Source organism: Vibrio harveyi NBRC 15634 = ATCC 14126 = KCTC 12724, from assembly GCF_001591145.1.
Lineage (GTDB): Bacteria > Pseudomonadota > Gammaproteobacteria > Enterobacterales > Vibrionaceae > Vibrio > Vibrio harveyi.
This window is the reverse complement of record NZ_BCUF01000041.1, coordinates 1-16,501: the sequence shown is the minus strand read 5'-3', so window position 1 is coordinate 16,501 and position 16,501 is coordinate 1. Positions and strand designations below refer to the sequence as shown.

Genomic DNA, 16,501 nt, shown 5'->3' with positions numbered 1-16,501 from the left:
TGTTTATCTGTCTTTCGTTTAATAGGAGCAGCTCGTCAGCTTTAACTGTTCATATTATTGGTAAAGGTATTTGGTAAACAGCAAATCAGCGATGATGGTTTTACCCGTCTCTGGCAGTAGGGTTTCATTGAGTTCTTTCACCAACGTTTTGCGCAGATCCTCACGACCAGATAAAGACTTAATCGTATCTTCTGTTTGTTTACCCAATAGTTCAATCACCGCATCTCGGATCAATGGTTGGTGGTGTTCGACAACGGCGAGGTCTTGCTGACTCATCACCATGATATCGATACGCACCTGTACATAACCCAGTTTATTACCCTTGGTATAGAAGTTCGTAGTTAAATCGGGTTCGAGCGTAAAGTAGGCTAACTTAGGTGCTGCCTCTTCAGATTCAGCCCAACTCGGTGCTGAAATAAGCAGACTTAGCGCGAAAATAATTTGGGCTATATAACGTTTGTACATATTTCTAACTTTTCTTTCTCTGGATCGCGATATTCGAATCGCTTCAGTCTTGATACAATAGACCGTCTATAACAAATAACGGAACTTACAGTTTCAATAAGACGGTAAGTTGTTGCTTTATTGTACGCATAAAGCCTCCAATTGAATACTAGTATGAATCAGCCGACATCACTCTATCTTACTTCTTTATTGGAAGTAGAGTGGCAAAACCCCGAAGATTTTGAATTCCCTAACGAATTCGCCAAGCATTGGCTTGAAGAAAAGGGCTCTTTGTCACGTCGTTTAGGTCAGCACTGCCAACGCTTAACAGTGGAATTGCTGCACAATCAGATCGTCACTGCCAAGACGTTAAAACAGGATGAGAGCCAGCTATTGTCTGAGCAAGATTGCCTACTGAGAGAGGTGATTTTATGTGGCGACAATACAGATTGGGTCATTGGACGCACGCTCATCCCTCGTTCAACCTTGGTCGATCAACAGTATGACTTAGCTCAGCAAGGAGATATTCCGCTGGGCTTAACTGTGTTCAGCGCCGATAACGTTGAGCGCGATGCTCTGCAAATGGGATGGGTTAATTTGCCACAGGGGCGCCTTTTAGCGCGACGCTCAAGACTGTGGATGAATCACAAACCCATGCTGGTTGCTGAGCTATTCTTACCCAATTCACCAGTTTACGCTAAGGAGAAGGTGTAAATGTCCGCAGAAAAAGCCAAAGCATATTGGCAACTGATGCGAATGGATCGCCCAATTGGCTCACTCTTGTTATTGTGGCCGACGGTTTGGGCACTTGTAATTGCCGCCCAAGGCATGCCAAGTTGGAATGTACTCATCGTGTTTGTGTTAGGTGTATTCCTAATGCGAAGCGCCGGTTGTGTGATTAACGATTTTGCTGACCGTAAAGTTGATGGTCATGTGAAACGTACCAAGCAGCGTCCTTTACCCTCAGGTAAAGTGACCTCGAAAGAAGCGATTGGTCTGTTTTTAGTTCTAGGTATCAGCTCATTCTTATTGGTGCTGACCATGAACCCGCTGACGATCAAGCTATCCTTTGCTGGTATCTTTTTAGCGTTCATTTATCCATTTATGAAGCGTTACACCCATTTGCCTCAGCTGTTTTTAGGTTTGGCTTTTAGTTGGGCGATTCCGATGGCATGGGCAGCACAAACAGGCGAATTGCCTTGGATTGTGTGGTTTGTGTTTGTGATTAACGCTTTGTGGACCATTGCTTACGATACTCAATACGCGATGGTCGACCGTGATGATGATTTAAAGATTGGTATTAAATCAACGGCTATCTTGTTCGGGCGTCACGATAAGCTGGTGATTGGTGTTCTGCAGTTGATTACCTTGGCGATGTTAGTGTTGCTTGGTCAACATTACGAACTTGGGCAAAGCTACTATTGGACGATTTTGGTTGCGGCTTCTTTGTTTGTATACCAGCAACACTTGATTCGCCACCGAGAGCGCGACTTGTGCTTCAGAGCCTTTCTTAACAACAACTATGTGGGAATGGTGATTGCGGTCGGTCTGTTTATCGCTTTCTGGTAACTCAGTACAAACGTTCAGATAGAAAAAGGCATCCAATTGGATGCCTTTTATGTTTTGTCGAGATGAATATCGAGCTTAAGCCAATTATGCTTGCAGCTGATGGATACTCTCTTCGATGGTCAATTTCACTTCTGGGTAGAGCAAAGCAAAGAGTAGTTTGGCAAATTGCTGTGTCTTCTCAAGATCGCAGTTGCCGTCGCTATCTAGGTATTGTTGCTCTTTCAACGTATTGAACATTGCAGCAAACACACCTTTGTCGAAAAACTCTGGCGCGTTAATACCGTGTAGACGACCCAAACGCTGCGCAATGTCTTGGCTCTGCTGTTCAAGGTCTGATTTACCCAGCTCTTGGTCAGCTACCAGTAAGTTCATCGCAATAGAGTAGCGTTGCAGTGTTTCAGTGATAGTACGACCCAACAAAACCAAGGATTGGTTGTTTGACTGGTTAATTTCCAGTTTGTCACCATCTTGGCAAACCATCTTCTGCTCAATGAACTCGTTCAAGATCTTCACGACTAGCTCGTTCAACTCTTCTTCCTTGTAGCTTAGGAACAGCTCTTTTTTCAGGAATGGGTAGATTTGAGCGACGTTTTCTTGAATCTTCTCTACGGTCACGTTGCGCTGACGAATAATTATCTGAGCAATCAATGATGGTAGGGCGAACAGGTGAATGATGTTGTTGCGGTAGTAAGTCATCAGAATCGACTGGCTACGATCCAGCGAAATGATGTCACCCATGGTGTCGGTTTCAATCACAAACTTATCAAGTGAGATAGCGTGATCTACCAACTCTTCAGCCGTTTCTGTTGGAACTGTTGAAGTGTTTGAGTATGGGTTGTTCTTAAGTAGCTTCAGGTAGCATTCAATCTGGTTGATTAGAGAGTCACGAGACAATGCACGCTGACGAGACGCCAATAGCGCGGTCGCACATAGAGTTAGCGCGTTAGTCGCTGCCGCGTCGTTAATGTGCGTCATCATCTTGTTTGCCAGACCGTTCACCACTGGGTTCATCCATTGTGGCTTGCTGCCGCCCATGCGATCGATGTCTTTCGTCCACTCAGGAGCGTGTTCATTCAGGTATTGGTTTAGCTGAATTGGCTCACCGAAGTTAACGTAACCAAGACCAAAATTGCGCAGCTTACGCAGAGTACGCAGCACAAGACCCGCGTTTTCTTTCTCTTTGCGTGAACCACGAAGCTCTTTGGCGTAAGTACCCACTTCCATTACGTGCTCGTAACCGATGTACACAGGCACTAACGTTACTGGACGGTTTAGACCGCGTAGCATGGCTTGAATCGTCATTGCCAACATACCGGTTTTTGCTTGAAGTAGACGACCAGTACGTGAACGACCACCTTCACTGAAGTACTCAACCGAGTAACCTTTAGCAAACAGCTCTGATAGGTACTCACGGAAAATCGTGGAGTACAGCTTATTGCCTTTAAAGCTACGACGAATAAAGAACGCACCACCACGACGGAAGATTGGACCCGCTGGGAAGAAGTTCAGGTTTATACCCGCAGCAATATGCGGTGGCACCATACCTTCATGGTATAGAACGTAAGAAAGCAGTAGGTAGTCCATGTGACTGCGGTGACATGGTACGTACACGATCTCATGACCATCTTGCGCTAGGCGACGAACAGTCGAAGCGTTGTTTATGTGTAGACCTTGGTACAGCTTCGTCCACAACCAGCCAAGAATACGATCGCCGTTTTTAACCAAACCATAAGAGAAGTCCGCTGCAATCTCATCCATGATGTCATGGGCTTCTTTGCGTGCTTTCTCGATAGAAATGTTTTTGCTTTGCGCTTCGTCTTCAATCGCTTTTTCGATTGCTGGCGATTTCATTAAGCGTGCAAACAGCACTTGGCGTTGAGGCAGGTTTGGACCCGATGCCGCGAGCTTCTGACGAGAGAAGTGGATACGTGCAACGCGCGCTAGCTTGTGTGCAATAGCGCTGTCGGTACCGTGAGAGTCTGCCATGTAACGCAGTGAAACCACTGGGCTAAAGCGCACCAAACAGTCACGACCTGCTGCCATTACCGCTTTTGCTTTTTGCGGACCGTTCATTGGTTGCAGGTACGGCTTATGGTTTTCTTCTTTACCTGGCTTACGACCCCAAAGTACGGTCGCTGGAATCATTTGCACGTCTAGTTCGCTATCGAGCTTGTGCAATTCAAGTAAATCAGTAAACAGAGAAACAGACTCACTCGGTACGTCGTTATCATTGCTCATCACGGTTGGACGAGAGGCAATAAACACGTAACGAGTCAGTTTTTTGCCATTGATTTCTAGCGGGCTAAGCGGGTCTGGGAGACCAAGGCTCAAAGCTTGTTTTTGTAGTGTCAGCAAATCCACGTTCGAACGGAACGGTAAGGCGTACACAATCGGTTTCGCTAGGTCGATGTTGAGATCGTCAATCGGATTCGATGGGATTGTGGTGCCCTTTACCATTACCGATAAAGGTAGTTTTAGTAATGAACGTGAAAATGATTGTCCAGAAGACATAAAGTTCACAGCCTCAATAGGTATTCAAACAAGCCTAACCTTATTTCTGCGTCCGCTTTCCCTTCTTCTATAGGAAAGGAAATAGATACGGCTATAGAAATAAGCCTAGGCGATAAATTTTAAGCGCAGCAAGGATACCAGAAACTGGTCAAACCTTTTAATTTTATTGAGCGGAAATTAGTCGAACCCCTAGGTTGTTGCTTTCATTAGACGAATTGGCTATTGCGCGTTTAAAACGAATGTTCACTTGAGGTTTGTGGGTGGGATCTGAAACTGGCGCAAATAAATTAAAAAACAACCAATTGGGTTTTCATTTGTTCATTTACTGGATATACTCACAGTTAACTGTATAAAAAGACAGGTGACATATGAAGCCGTTAACGCCACGCCAACAACAAGTCTTCGATTTGATTAAAAGCAAAATCGAAGACACCGGAATGCCACCAACTCGTGCAGAGATTGCGCGTGAGCTTGGCTTCCGCTCTGCGAATGCCGCAGAAGAACACCTAAAAGCGCTTGCTCGTAAACAAGCGATTGAAATTATTCCAGGCGCATCTCGCGGGATTCGAATCCTACTCGAAGATGCGGCAAACGACGATCAAGGTCTGCCTTTGATTGGTCAAGTTGCTGCTGGTGAGCCGATTCTGGCTCAAGAGCATGTGGAGTCTCACTACCAAGTGGACCCTGCGATGTTCAAACCAAAAGCAGATTTCTTACTTCGCGTAAACGGCGAAAGTATGAAAGACATCGGTATTATGGACGGCGACTTGCTGGCTGTGCACAAAACTCAAGATGTGCGCGACGGTCAAGTTGTGGTTGCACGTGTTGATGATGATGTGACGGTGAAGCGTTTAGAGCGTAAAGGTTCTACTGTTCTACTGCATGCAGAGAATGAAGAGTTTTCACCAATCCAAGTTGACCTAACATCGCAACACCTGACGATTGAAGGTCTGGCGGTTGGCATCATCCGTAACACTGACTGGATGTAGGTTTCTTACCTCAAGCATTCTAATAAAGCCCAGCGTTCTGCTGGGCTTTGTGTTTTCTGCACTTTCTATTCCAACTTTTATTTTCTTCAAAGCATATTTCTTTTCTTCCGAGCATAGTTACGCTCGCACTGATTCAGAGCGTTTGGCTGTTGCGTTAAAACTTGCAAGTGATATTGAGATTTATTATCATCTAGTTCCATTTAACCATTTTCTTTTCGGCGCAAGGAAATGCCCATGTCCAAGCCTCAACATCACGTACCCAATCATCTGTTGAAACCGTTGTTTTTGCGTAGCCGCGAAAGCTTGGTCGATAACGGTTTGGTGTACGATCCGATCGCTGCAAAAGCGTGCTTGAGCTGCAAGATGGCACCAGATTGCATCAGTGGCGACGTCGATCAGAAGCAACTGCTGCACGTGACTTTAACTCAGCTGTGCGATCAGCAGGTTAGTCACTTTCTTCAACAACACTCAGACGCTTGGATCATTAACGTTGGTGCGGGCTTAGATACGCGTTTCTACCGTTTGGACAATGGTCGTTGTCACTGGATTGAACTGGATGTCACCGAGAATCTGGTTTGGCGTCAGCGATTGTTTCATAAAAACGAACGCTACGAGCATCGTTGTGGCAGCGTAGAAGACATGAATTGGTTAGATGAACTGCGCATTCCTGAAAAAGCACCAGTATTGATTCTGTGTGAGATGGCTTTACTCGATTGCGATGAATCGCGTGTTGCGACTTTCATCCAAACTCTGGGTCGCTATTTTGTATCGGCAGAAGTGTGCATGGTACTAGCAGGTGACTTAACCGAAAGTAAATGGGGTCAGAAGCTCGGCTCAGATACGTATGCACATGGTTTTGAAGCACCAGCACAACAAGTACTGCATTGGCTGCCATGGGCACAATGGGTCAAAGCCTTCTCGCCATTCGACCGATTTTGCTCACGTTGGAAAGCATGGCAGCGCTGGCTGAATAAGATCCCAATGTTGAAGCATCGTCTCACGCCAGTTCTCGTTCACATCAAGTGGTAATTGGCTAGGCATTGAACACTCAGGTACACTCGCTGATCTAAACAACGAGGTGCCTGTGACAAACTCTATCTTCTCTCCTTTATCGAATCCTCAAGTGCATCGCCAAGTGTTAGCGCTCGCTATCCCTATGGTGCTGTCGAATATTACTGTTCCACTATTGGGCTTGGTTGACGCTGCGGTGATCGGTCACCTTGAACACGCTTGGTATCTAGGTGGTGTTGCGCTTGGTAGTACCATGATCAGTGTGACGTTTTGGTTGCTTGGCTTTTTACGTATGTCGACCACTGGATTAGCGGCGCAATCCTATGGTGGTGAAGACCGAAAACAACTCGCCTTGGTGTTTATGCAAGGCTCACTCATGGCATTGCTGTTTGCGTTAGTCTTCCTTATTGCCCATAACCCGATCGCGGATCTGATATTTGGTTGGAGTGATGCCAGTGCTGAAGTGAAGCACTACGGTATGCAATATTTCTCTATCCGAGTATGGAGTGCCCCCGCTGCGCTGATGAACTTTGTGCTGTTGGGCTGGCTGCTCGGAACGCAAAACTCCAAAGCCCCAATGTGGATGGTGATCATCACTAACGTGACCAATATCGCGCTCGATTTACTGTTTGTGATTGGTTTGGGTTGGAAAGTTGAAGGGGCAGCGCTAGCCTCGGTGATTGCTGATTACTCTGGCATGGCGTTTGGCTTGATGTGTGTATGGAGGACGTGGTGTGCCCGTCTGTTGCCATCACCTAAAAGCCTGCTAACTGATACTCAACATGAGCTAGGGCGTTTCGTAAAACTCAATCGCGATATCTTCTTACGCTCGCTCTGTTTACAAGCTACGTTTAGCTTTATGACTTTCCAAGGTGCGAGCTTTGGTGATGATGTGGTTGCGGCTAATGCGGTATTGATGAGTTTCTTGATGATGATTTCTTATGGCATGGACGGTTTTGCTTACGCCATGGAAGCCATGGTTGGCAAAGCGATTGGTGCCAAAGACCGAGCGCAGCTCAATGCTTCGCTGATTGGTACTTTCTTTTGGAGCCTTATCATCTGTTTAGGTTTGACTGCGGTATTTGGTTTGGCGGGATCGCACTTGATCGCCATGATCACTTCGATTGAAGCGGTGCAGCAGCAAGCGGCGGTATATCTGCCGTGGCTGGTGGTCATGCCATTGACGTCGATGTGGTGCTTCCTGTTTGATGGCATTTTTGTTGGTGCCACCAAAGGTAAAGACATGCGAAACAGTATGTTCGTGGCGACTTGCTGCTTCTTTGCAATCTTCTTTTTGTTCTCTGTTTGGCAAAACCATGCACTATGGTTTGCGATGACCAGTTTCATGGCAATGCGAGGGATTGGACTTGGTGCTATCTTCTTCTATCAATGGCGCAAGGGAAGCTTTCTTGCCTAGTTACACATAAAAAAACAGCAGGTCGAAACCTGCTATTTTAGCTTTTGGATCATGGCAACCCAATTGAATTAGAATAATCGGTTCAAACCGTTCAGTGCCGCTACGCGATACGCTTCTGCCATCGTCGGGTAGTTGAAGGTGGTATTGACGAAGTATTCAATCGTATTGGCTTCGCCTTTTTGTTCCATGATGGCCTGACCGATGTGGATGATTTCCGCAGCGCGCTCACCAAAGCAGTGAATACCAAGAATCTCTTTGGTTTCGCGATGGAAGAGGATTTTTAAACTGCCGATGTCTTTACCTGCAATCTGTGCACGAGCTAGATGCTTGAACGAAGAACGTCCCACTTCGTAAGGCACTTTCGCCGCAGTCAGTTCTTGCTCGGTTTTACCCACTGAGCTGATTTCTGGAATGGTGTAGATACCCGTTGGGATGTCATCAATCAGATTACCGTCAGCTTGCCCTTTAGTGATGGCTTGTGCCACGAAACGACCTTGGTCATACGCTGCACTCGCTAGGCTAGGGTAGCCAATTACATCACCGACTGCGTAGATGTGTTCTACCTCTGTACGGTAGTTACCATCTACTTTGAGCTGTCCGCGTGAATCACCCTCAAGTCCAACCGCAGGTAAGTTGAGTTTGTCTGTGTTACCCGTTCGACCATTAGCATACAGTAGGCAATCGGCTTTCATCTTCTTGCCAGATTGAAGATGCACGATGACACCATCTTCAGTGCCTTCGATTTTCTCGAATGTTTCATCGTTACGAATCACCACGCCACTGTTCCAGAAGTGGTAAGACAATGCGTCTGATACTTCGTTATCTAAGAAAGAGAGCAGGCGGTCGCGAGTGTTAATCAGGTCAGTTTTCACGCCTAAACCGCGGAAGATTGAGGCGTATTCACAACCAATCACGCCTGCACCGTAAATAATGATGTGGCGAGGGTCGTGCTTCAGGCTCAGGATGGAATCACTGTCGTAGATGCGTTCATGTAAGAAGTCAACGTCATTTGGTTGGTATGGACGAGAGCCTGTAGCGATAACAAATTTATCTGCTGAGTATACTTCTTCCGTACCATCACTTTGCATGACGGCGATGGAGTAGTTATCGATAAAGCGGGCTGTACCAAACAACAGTGTGCATGAGTTGCGATCATAAAAGCCCTGACGAAGTCGAGTCTGTTTATCTATTACCGATTTTGCATGACCTAAAATGTCAGAAAATGTTGCATGAAGGCTGGTGTTATTGCGGCAGAATAACGGGTTGCTATTGAATTCAATGATACGGCTAACTGCGTGACGCAATGCTTTGGATGGTATGGTTCCCCAGTGCGTACAACCGCCACCAACACTGCTTTCCTTTTCTACGATGGCAACATTCAGTCCGGCTTTGGTCAATCCCATCGCCGCCCCTTCACCGCCCGGGCCACTACCAATTACGATCACGTCATAGTGATTAGCATGCGCCATGATGTCTTCCTTGTTATATTTGCTTAACATTGCTGTAGCGGGATTTTAACTCATTTACTCTATTGGGAACACGTAATGCCTGCTAGAGAGTGGAAGTGATCACGCAGAATCGCCCAAAAGAACTAATTGGTATGCTGTATGTCTACTATTTGAAGCGAGACAATTGCAATTGGGTGCATGGCAATAGTAACGTGCTCGCCGCTTATCGGCAGATAACGTCGCTTTATACGTGGGTGCGATATGCGTTATATTGAAGCTCTCGTACCCAATAGAAAAAGAGCAAGTTAAAGAATGAAATCGATGGGAATCCGCGCGCAGCAAAAAGAAAAAACACGTCGATCGTTGATCGATGCGGCATTTAATCAACTCAGTGCGGATCGCAGCTTTTCCAATCTCAGCTTGCGTGAGGTTGCCCGAGAGGCAGGAATTGCACCAACTTCTTTTTACCGTCACTTCAAAGACATGGACGAGCTGGGCTTAACCATGGTTGATGAAGGTGGTTTGTTGTTGCGACAACTGATGCGTCAAGCGCGTCAGCGTATTGTCAAAGAAGGCAGTGTGATTCGAACTTCAGTTGAAACCTTTATGGAATTCATTGAAAGTAGTCCTAACGTTTTCCGCTTATTGTTGCGTGAGCGCTCCGGCACTTCCTCTGAATTTCGTACTGCCGTCGCTCGAGAAATTCAGCATTTTGCGGCAGAATTAACTGAGTACTTAATGAGCACCGGTATGACCAAAGAAGAGGCGTTCACTCAAGCAGAGGCGTCGGTTACTTTGGTGTTTAGCTCTGGTGCGGAAGCTTTAGATTTAGATCGACGCGAGCGCGATGAACTCGCCGAGCGATTGATCATGCAATTGCGAATGATAGCCAAAGGGGCCTATTGGTATCGCAAAGAACGTGAACGTAACCGATTAAAAGGCGGGATAGAATAATGTCGAATGGAAATAAATCTGAAAAGAAAACGCTGATTTTGGCACTGGTTGCAGGTATGTGTGGTGATGCTTTGTTGTCATGGTTGACCATGAGTGAAGTATCTTTTTCAATCTTCCCTCTGATTGCACTCGTGCTAGCTGTACAGGCGCTGTACCAAGAATACCTAAACAACCCAGTATCAGAAGATATCCCACTTGTTGGTCTGGCGTGTTTCTTCGTAGGTGCATTTGGTCACTCTGCGTTTATTAAAGCGCAATACCCAGAAGCAGGCTCTAACTTCTTCGCCATTCTGGTTTCAATGATTCTCCTAGCGTGGATCGGTAAGAAGCTGGGTTTCATGGAAAAGAAGACCACCGCTGAATAAGCAAAACGAATCCAACAAAAAAGCGAGCCATTGAGCTCGCTTTTTTATGTCTGATGCTGGTGGATTACGCTTTGCGTTCCAACAGTACACCTGCTTCCATGTGGTGTGTGTAAGGGAATTGGTCAAACAGAGCAAAACGCGTCACGTTGTGGGTTTCACATAGAATGTCCAAGTTCTCTTTAAGTGTCTCTGGGTTACAAGAGATGTACATGATGCGCTCGTAACCTTGCACCATCTTACAAGTGTCGACATCCATACCTGAGCGTGGTGGATCGACAAAAATCGTGTTGCAGTTGTAGCTCTTCAGATCCACACCTGCATCTTGTAGGCGGCGGAATTCACGCTTACCTTCGATTGCTTGAGTAAACTCTTCTGCAGATAGACGTAGGATTTGAACGTTATCAATCTCGTTCGCTGCAATGTTGTATTGCGCAGAAACCACAGATGGCTTCGCTAATTCAGTTGCAAGAACGCGATCGAAGTTTTGTGCCAGCGCCAAAGAGAAGTTACCGTTACCACAGTAAAGCTCTAGGAGATCACCAGTGCTTTCTTGAGTACAGTCGACTGCCCATTCCAACATCTTCTCAGCGACTTTGCCGTTTGGTTGAGTGAAGCTGTTTTCTACTTGTTGGTAGATGTAGCTTTGACCATTTACGTCTAGCTTCTCGATCACGTAGTCACGGTCTAAGACAATCTTCATTTTACGAGCACGACCAATGATGTTTAGGTTGAAGCCTTCATCATTCAAACGCTGCTTAAGGGCTTTCGCGTTTTCAATCCACTCTTCATCCAGTTGGCGATGGTAAAGCAGTGAAACCAGAATCTCACCGCTAAGCGTTGATAGAAAGTCCACTTGGAACAGCTTACGACGTAGCGATTCGTTGTCTTTCATCGCTTCAACCAATAGTGGCATCAGGTCGTTGATCAGACGGCTTGCTGCTGGGAATTGGTCAACGCGGTATTTCTCACGAGTTTCTTGGTTGAACATGATGTAGTAAAGGTCTTCACCCTCATGCCAAACGCGGAACTCAGCACGCATGCGGTAGTGCTGCTCTGGTGATTCAAACACTTCCAGTTCTGGCACGTTGTATGGCGCGAACATATCGTTCAGACGTTCGACTTTTTCAGCCAGTTGTTCTTGGTAGCGTTGTGGGTTTACATCAAGAGTAGCCATGATCTTACCTTTTATGGTGCATTCAATTTAAGAGCGCAGATTTTATTCAATCTCAATAGGATGTCCAGTTTTGTGCCCCAATTGATTTAAAGATAGTGTGTTCTGTGTCAGTTGATACACCAATGAACCAAATCGTTACAATTGTCAGAGGTAATATTGGCTGGACAAATAATCAATAGCTTAATAGTATTTGCCCCAAGCTGGTGCTATCTAGCAATCTAGATGGCTGAAATGGGAATCTGGTGAGAATCCAGAACTGACGCGCAGCGGTAAAAGAGAACGAACGCTCATCAAGACACTGCATTAGTTTATGTGGGAAGTCGAGTAAGTAGGCGGTACAACCTTGCTCTTAAGTCCGAATACCTGCCAGCAACTGAGCCACAGCACTGGACTGCTCAACACGAGTAGGGCTCGGTAGGAATTACGCGACTTAGGACAATACAATGAGAAAAACATTTCTTGCGATCACGTGTGCATCGCTGCTTTCACCTACCTTTTATTCACAGGCCCAAGAAGTTTCCGCAGATGAAACGGTTGTGGTTACGGCAAACCGCTTCAAGCAAATTGATGGTGCTGTTCTTGCACAAACCGTCACGGTAACCAAAGAAGACATTAAACGCCTGCAAGCAAATAGTCTGTTTGATGTGTTCCGTACACTGCCGAGTGTTGAAGTTGCTCAGTACGGTGGGCGTGGTCAATCCGCATCTATCTACGTTCGAGGTGGTAGCTCGTCTCAAGTACTCGTTTTAGTTGATGGGGTGCGTATGCCTCGTGCAATCATGGGTGGTATCGATTTTAACCAATTTCCAATCAACTCTGTCGAACGTATCGATTACATTCGTGGTGCACGAGCCTCTATCTATGGTTCAGAAGCGATCTCTGGCGTAATCAACATTATTACTCGTGCGCCTATTAATGACGATTCAGGTCGAGTGTCTGCAGGTTATGGCTCAAATAACCATAAAAAAGGCACGTTTGTGGTCTCTAAACCTGTGGGTGAAGGTAAACACTTTAAGGGTGTCTTAGGATACGAGAAAACCGATGGTTTTAATGTTAAGCCTCAGCCAGGATTGAATGATGGCGATGAGCATGGCTTCGAAACGCTAAACCTGAAGTTGGGTTACCAACAAAACTTTTCTGACAACTTGTCTGGTTACGTTGGGGTGAGTGCTTACAACAATGAATACGATTACGACAACAGTAGTATTTGGAGTGGTCATGAGAAAAAAACTGGTGAAGTAGAGTATGTAGGTACCGACATATCGCTGGAATACAACAAAGACGTTTACTCATCTGAATTAAAATTGGCTTATGGTCAACAAGACAACTACGACCATAAATCAGGTCAAAACAAATCTACTGGCGATCATGTTGCTATTGAGCAGTTCAACGCGATTTGGTTGAACTCGTACAGCGTTAACGAAGAACTGAGTATTGGTGGCGGTTTGGATTACCGTACTGAGAAGCTAGCAAAAGGCTACATTGCGGCGAACAGTTGGGGACCAGCTAAAGACTATGATCCAGAGAAGAACCCAAGAACTAACTTTGGTGTTAGTGCCATTGCTCAATATGTTTATGACGTATGGACGTTAGAAGCAAGCGTACGTAATGACGACAACAATCAATTTGGTAACAACACCACATGGCAAACCGCTGCGGGTTGGAGTTTTTACGAAGGTTATGAGTTAACCCTGAGCCACGGTACTGCTTTCCGTGCGCCGAGCTTTGTTGATTTGTATTACCCAGGCTACGAAATGCCAAACCTAAAACCAGAAGAATCAGAAAATACCGAGCTGTCGCTATCTGGTGCTGTATCGATTGTTGATTGGACGGTGACGGGTTACTACAACCAAATTGAGAACATGTTGATTTGGAAAGGCTCTGGCATGCAAAACGTGGGTGAAGCTGAGATCAAAGGTGTCGAACTAGAGGTGAAATTCGACACGGATATCGTTTCTCACGAGTTTTACTTAGATTATAAAGATCCTGTCGATAAGTCTGGGGCAAAAGATACTCAGCTAGCGTACCGCTCCAAGCGTGGTGCTAAGTGGAACGCCTACGCAACGTTTGACCAATGGACGTTGGGCTCGCAGTACCTGTACCAAGGTGAACGCTTTAATGGCAGTACCAGACTACCGAGCTACAGCCTATGGAACTTCACTGCTTCTTACGCCGTGAACCAAAACTGGGATATTAATGCGAAGCTAAGCAACGCTTTCGATAAAAACTACGAGATGTACACTAGTTACGCGACGCCAGAGCGTCAGTACTTTGTCTCGGCAGACTACCGCTTTTAATCAAGCTAAACGAGACCGCCATATCGGCGGTCTTTCTTTTTGTAAGTAAAGCGCTGGTGGAAATAGGTAACAAGGAAAGACGATGACTAAACCAAAACGTGTTGTGATTAGCTGGTCAAGCGGAAAAGACTCTACATTAACGTTGGAGCGTCTAAACGAAGATCCGCATTATCAGGTAGTTGGCTTGTACACCACTTATGTTGATAAAGAAGTCCCTTTTCAAGCAACCCCGCTTGAGGTCGTGCAAATGCAGGCGGACTTACTTGGCCTTCCGCTCATTACTATCGAACTGCCTGAAGTGTTCCCGAATAACGACATTTATCAATCGACGATCGTTAATGCACTACAAAGCAGTGGGCTGAATGTAGAAGCTGTCGCGTTCGGTGATATGTTTTGTAATGGTATTGCTGATTATCGACGCAGCTATATTGAACCTGCCGGCTGGGAATGTGTATTCCCTTTGTTGGGGGAAGAAAGCAAGGCATTGGCATTTGAAATTATCGAGCGTGGAATTCAAACCATGTTGATTACCACCGATGGAAATGTATTGCCGCCGGAGTGGTGTGGACGTTGGTATGACAAAACGTTGATTGAGTCATTACCCGGTCATATTGATCCCTGTGGCGAAGATGGCGAATTCCATACATTGGTGACATCAACCTCATCATTTCAAGGACATATAGAGTTGGCTAAGCTTGAAGTGGAAACAGGGGAGCGATTCAGTCATCAAAGATACCGAGCCAAAGCATTGCCAAAACAAATCTAACCAGTATGATCGCCGAGTCTCTAATTTGCAGGTAAGACTCGTGCGAGCATCAAGTAAGAAAAAAGTCCTAGTGTTTGATTCCGGTGTCGGAGGGCTATCGGTCTTCCAAGAAATCCACCGACTTCTACCAAACATGGATTACTTGTATCTGTTCGATAACGAAGCTTACCCATATGGTGAGCTAGACCAAGATGTGCTGATCACTCGCGTTAATAAGCTGGTGGCAGCATTGGTTGAAGAGCATCAAGCTGACATAGTAGTCATCGCCTGCAATACCGCAAGTACCATAGTGTTGCCATCATTGCGTGCGAATCTATCCATTCCGGTTGTCGGAGTGGTGCCTGCGATCAAGCCGGCCTCATTACTCGCTTCTCAGGGTGTAGGACTTATTGCTACGCCCGCGACCGTGACTCGTCAATATACTCATGAACTGATCCGTGACTTTGCTCAAGGCAAACCTGTCGAACTATTAGGTTCCACTCGCTTAGTGGATATGGCAGAAGAAAAGCTGCGTGGCGAAAGTATTTCTATTCCAGAGCTCGAAAGCATTCTTCTCCCATTACGTAATAAAGTCGATGTAGCTGTATTGGGGTGCACTCATTTTCCTTTGATTAAAGAGGAAATCCATCAAGCGTTAGGTGGAGAGGTTACGTTAATTGATTCTGGCGAAGCCATTGCTCGTCGAGTGAAAGCATTACTACTCAGCGATATGAAGGAAGAAAGCCAAGAGGAAGGGAGTAAGAAGATTTATGCCAGTGCACCTCCTTGGCAAGAAGATGCACTGAATACCTGTTTGGCGACCTTAGGGTTTAATCCTGTTCAGGTTTACCGCCATCAGGGTGTTTAGGATCGTTAGCAATACGCACTTTAAGTGTACGCTCCATATATTCCTTCTCGTTAAGTTTAGCGATAGCAGGTTTTGCATCTGCCGCAGCCATCACTACAAAACCAAACCCTCTCCTTTTACCAGTGCGCTTATCTTTCATTAAGCGTACTGCATAGACCTGACCATACTCAGCAAACAAATCTCGAACGTGACTTTCATTTGCCTTATAAGGAAGGTTGCCGACATACAGCGTTTTAGTTGAAGGATCGGAATCCGAAGATTGAAGAACAGGTGTTTTGCTAGAAAGTGAAAAAAGAAAAGCAGTAGCGACAACACCGATAACAAAGCTCAAGGCAGGTGACACAGGTAACTGAGAGAAGATGATTCCCCCAATGACCGCCAACCCAGCACACAAGATCAGATTTTTTTTAGACGTCATTTTGATTACTACATATAGATGATAAAGAGATTGGCTGCCTATTAACAAAATAGACACATGAATCTTACGTATATGGTTGGTGTTTTTCCAACCAATTGCTGTGATATGTCTCAAATGTGACGAAGAAATATGCAGATATAACGCATTTGGTGGATAAATAACCGCTTAGAAAGTTTTTTTCAAAAAAAGGTTGCGCTAATTTCTCAACTCCCTATACTGCGCATCCACCGACACGGAGTGAGACGAAAGTCACACAGCGAGTCGGAAGAGAGAAAAAAGAATTTGAAAAAA

15 protein-coding genes and 1 riboswitch are annotated in these 16,501 nt (G+C 45.7%); of the genes, 10 read left to right on the top strand and 5 right to left on the bottom strand.

Annotation, left to right across the window (positions count from 1 at the left end; all coding sequences use genetic code 11):
* Positions 1–54: 54 nt before the first annotated feature.
* Entirely contained in the window at positions 55–465 is a 411-nt protein-coding gene (locus VHA02S_RS18780) for a flagellar basal body-associated protein FliL (protein ID WP_005451996.1), read from the bottom strand.
* Positions 466–618: 153 nt separating this feature from the next.
* Here VHA02S_RS18780 and VHA02S_RS18775 point away from each other — a divergent pair, with 153 nt between their 5' ends.
* Together VHA02S_RS18775 and ubiA are read left to right on the top strand one after the other, a co-directional pair.
* A complete protein-coding gene (locus VHA02S_RS18775) occupies positions 619–1,158 on the top strand; it encodes a chorismate lyase (RefSeq protein ID WP_009695930.1) in 540 nt (179 codons plus the stop codon).
* A complete protein-coding gene (ubiA, locus tag VHA02S_RS18770) occupies positions 1,159–2,013 on the top strand; it encodes a 4-hydroxybenzoate octaprenyltransferase (protein ID WP_005451994.1) in 855 nt (284 codons plus the stop codon).
* Between the two features lie 84 nt (positions 2,014–2,097).
* Here the strand turns inward: ubiA and plsB are convergent, their stop codons facing one another.
* Positions 2,098–4,524, bottom strand: coding sequence for a glycerol-3-phosphate 1-O-acyltransferase PlsB (gene plsB / locus VHA02S_RS18765; protein ID WP_038897954.1), 2,427 nt, complete (start codon positions 4,522–4,524; stop codon positions 2,098–2,100).
* A gap of 368 nt (positions 4,525–4,892) precedes the next feature.
* Between plsB and lexA the strand changes: the two genes are divergently transcribed.
* The 3 genes from lexA (at position 4,893) to dinF (ending at position 7,941) form a co-directional block, all read left to right on the top strand.
* Positions 4,893–5,513: a transcriptional repressor LexA gene (lexA, locus tag VHA02S_RS18760; protein WP_005438488.1), complete on the top strand. Its 621-nt coding sequence runs from the start codon at positions 4,893–4,895 to the stop codon at positions 5,511–5,513.
* 234 nt (positions 5,514–5,747) lie between these two features.
* Positions 5,748–6,542 (top strand): class I SAM-dependent methyltransferase, encoded by a 795-nt coding sequence (locus VHA02S_RS18755; RefSeq protein WP_005451992.1) that lies wholly within the window; start codon positions 5,748–5,750, stop codon positions 6,540–6,542.
* A 55-nt stretch (positions 6,543–6,597) separates the two neighbouring features.
* Positions 6,598–7,941 carry an MATE family efflux transporter DinF gene (gene dinF, locus VHA02S_RS18750; RefSeq protein ID WP_038897955.1) on the top strand — a complete coding sequence of 448 codons (1,344 nt, stop codon included), beginning with the start codon at positions 6,598–6,600 and terminating at the stop codon, positions 7,939–7,941.
* A gap of 68 nt (positions 7,942–8,009) precedes the next feature.
* On the opposite strand, the gene sthA is transcribed toward dinF, so the two are convergent.
* Positions 8,010–9,440 (bottom strand): Si-specific NAD(P)(+) transhydrogenase, encoded by a 1,431-nt coding sequence (gene sthA, locus VHA02S_RS18745; RefSeq protein WP_012126563.1) that lies wholly within the window; start codon positions 9,438–9,440, stop codon positions 8,010–8,012.
* A gap of 261 nt (positions 9,441–9,701) precedes the next feature.
* Between sthA and fabR the strand changes: the two genes are divergently transcribed.
* Both fabR and VHA02S_RS18735 read left to right on the top strand, forming a co-directional pair.
* The gene (gene fabR, locus VHA02S_RS18740) at positions 9,702–10,343 is read left to right on the top strand and encodes an HTH-type transcriptional repressor FabR (RefSeq protein WP_005430912.1); all 642 of its coding nucleotides are present in this window, start codon (positions 9,702–9,704) and stop codon (positions 10,341–10,343) included.
* On the top strand, positions 10,343–10,708 hold the full coding sequence (locus VHA02S_RS18735; RefSeq protein ID WP_005430908.1) for a YijD family membrane protein: 366 nt from the start codon (positions 10,343–10,345) through the stop codon (positions 10,706–10,708). The genes fabR and VHA02S_RS18735 overlap by 1 nt, the downstream gene beginning before the upstream one ends.
* Before the next feature lie 64 nt (positions 10,709–10,772).
* Here VHA02S_RS18735 and trmA read toward each other — a convergent pair whose 3' ends face one another.
* The gene (gene trmA, locus VHA02S_RS18730) at positions 10,773–11,882 is read right to left on the bottom strand and encodes a tRNA (uridine(54)-C5)-methyltransferase TrmA (protein ID WP_005451984.1); all 1,110 of its coding nucleotides are present in this window, start codon (positions 11,880–11,882) and stop codon (positions 10,773–10,775) included.
* Between the two features lie 184 nt (positions 11,883–12,066).
* Positions 12,067–12,267, top strand: a riboswitch (cobalamin riboswitch).
* 58 nt (positions 12,268–12,325) lie between these two features.
* Between trmA and VHA02S_RS18725 the strand changes: the two genes are divergently transcribed.
* The 3 genes from VHA02S_RS18725 (at position 12,326) to murI (ending at position 15,792) form a co-directional block, all read left to right on the top strand.
* Entirely contained in the window at positions 12,326–14,179 is a 1,854-nt protein-coding gene (locus VHA02S_RS18725) for a TonB-dependent receptor domain-containing protein (protein WP_038897956.1), read from the top strand.
* Between the two features lie 82 nt (positions 14,180–14,261).
* A complete protein-coding gene (locus tag VHA02S_RS18720; protein ID WP_009695926.1) occupies positions 14,262–14,945 on the top strand; it encodes a Dph6-related ATP pyrophosphatase in 684 nt (227 codons plus the stop codon).
* 40 nt (positions 14,946–14,985) lie between these two features.
* Positions 14,986–15,792: a glutamate racemase gene (gene murI, locus VHA02S_RS18715; protein ID WP_005451981.1), complete on the top strand. Its 807-nt coding sequence runs from the start codon at positions 14,986–14,988 to the stop codon at positions 15,790–15,792.
* Here murI and VHA02S_RS18710 read toward each other — a convergent pair.
* Positions 15,755–16,210, bottom strand: coding sequence for an RNA-binding protein (locus VHA02S_RS18710; protein WP_005451980.1), 456 nt, complete (start codon positions 16,208–16,210; stop codon positions 15,755–15,757). The genes murI and VHA02S_RS18710 overlap by 38 nt on opposite strands.
* Positions 16,211–16,501: the final 291 nt, after the last annotated feature.

Excerpts from the sequence above, each read along its gene's own strand:
- VHA02S_RS18780 (WP_005451996.1), bottom strand. The coding sequence starts at position 465 with ATGTACAAACGTTATATAGCCCAAATTATTTTCGCGCTAAGTCTGCTT.
- VHA02S_RS18775 (WP_009695930.1), top strand. The coding sequence starts at position 619 with ATGAATCAGCCGACATCACTCTATCTTACTTCTTTATTGGAAGTAGAG.
- ubiA (WP_005451994.1), top strand. The coding sequence starts at position 1,159 with ATGTCCGCAGAAAAAGCCAAAGCATATTGGCAACTGATGCGAATGGAT.
- plsB (WP_038897954.1), bottom strand. The coding sequence starts at position 4,524 with ATGTCTTCTGGACAATCATTTTCACGTTCATTACTAAAACTACCTTTA.
- lexA (WP_005438488.1), top strand. The coding sequence starts at position 4,893 with ATGAAGCCGTTAACGCCACGCCAACAACAAGTCTTCGATTTGATTAAA.
- VHA02S_RS18755 (WP_005451992.1), top strand. The coding sequence starts at position 5,748 with ATGTCCAAGCCTCAACATCACGTACCCAATCATCTGTTGAAACCGTTG.
- sthA (WP_012126563.1), bottom strand. The coding sequence starts at position 9,440 with ATGTTAAGCAAATATAACAAGGAAGACATCATGGCGCATGCTAATCAC.
- fabR (WP_005430912.1), top strand. The coding sequence starts at position 9,702 with ATGAAATCGATGGGAATCCGCGCGCAGCAAAAAGAAAAAACACGTCGA.
- VHA02S_RS18735 (WP_005430908.1), top strand. The coding sequence starts at position 10,343 with ATGTCGAATGGAAATAAATCTGAAAAGAAAACGCTGATTTTGGCACTG.
- trmA (WP_005451984.1), bottom strand. The coding sequence starts at position 11,882 with ATGGCTACTCTTGATGTAAACCCACAACGCTACCAAGAACAACTGGCT.
- VHA02S_RS18725 (WP_038897956.1), top strand. The coding sequence starts at position 12,326 with ATGAGAAAAACATTTCTTGCGATCACGTGTGCATCGCTGCTTTCACCT.
- VHA02S_RS18720 (WP_009695926.1), top strand. The coding sequence starts at position 14,262 with ATGACTAAACCAAAACGTGTTGTGATTAGCTGGTCAAGCGGAAAAGAC.
- VHA02S_RS18710 (WP_005451980.1), bottom strand. The coding sequence starts at position 16,210 with ATGACGTCTAAAAAAAATCTGATCTTGTGTGCTGGGTTGGCGGTCATT.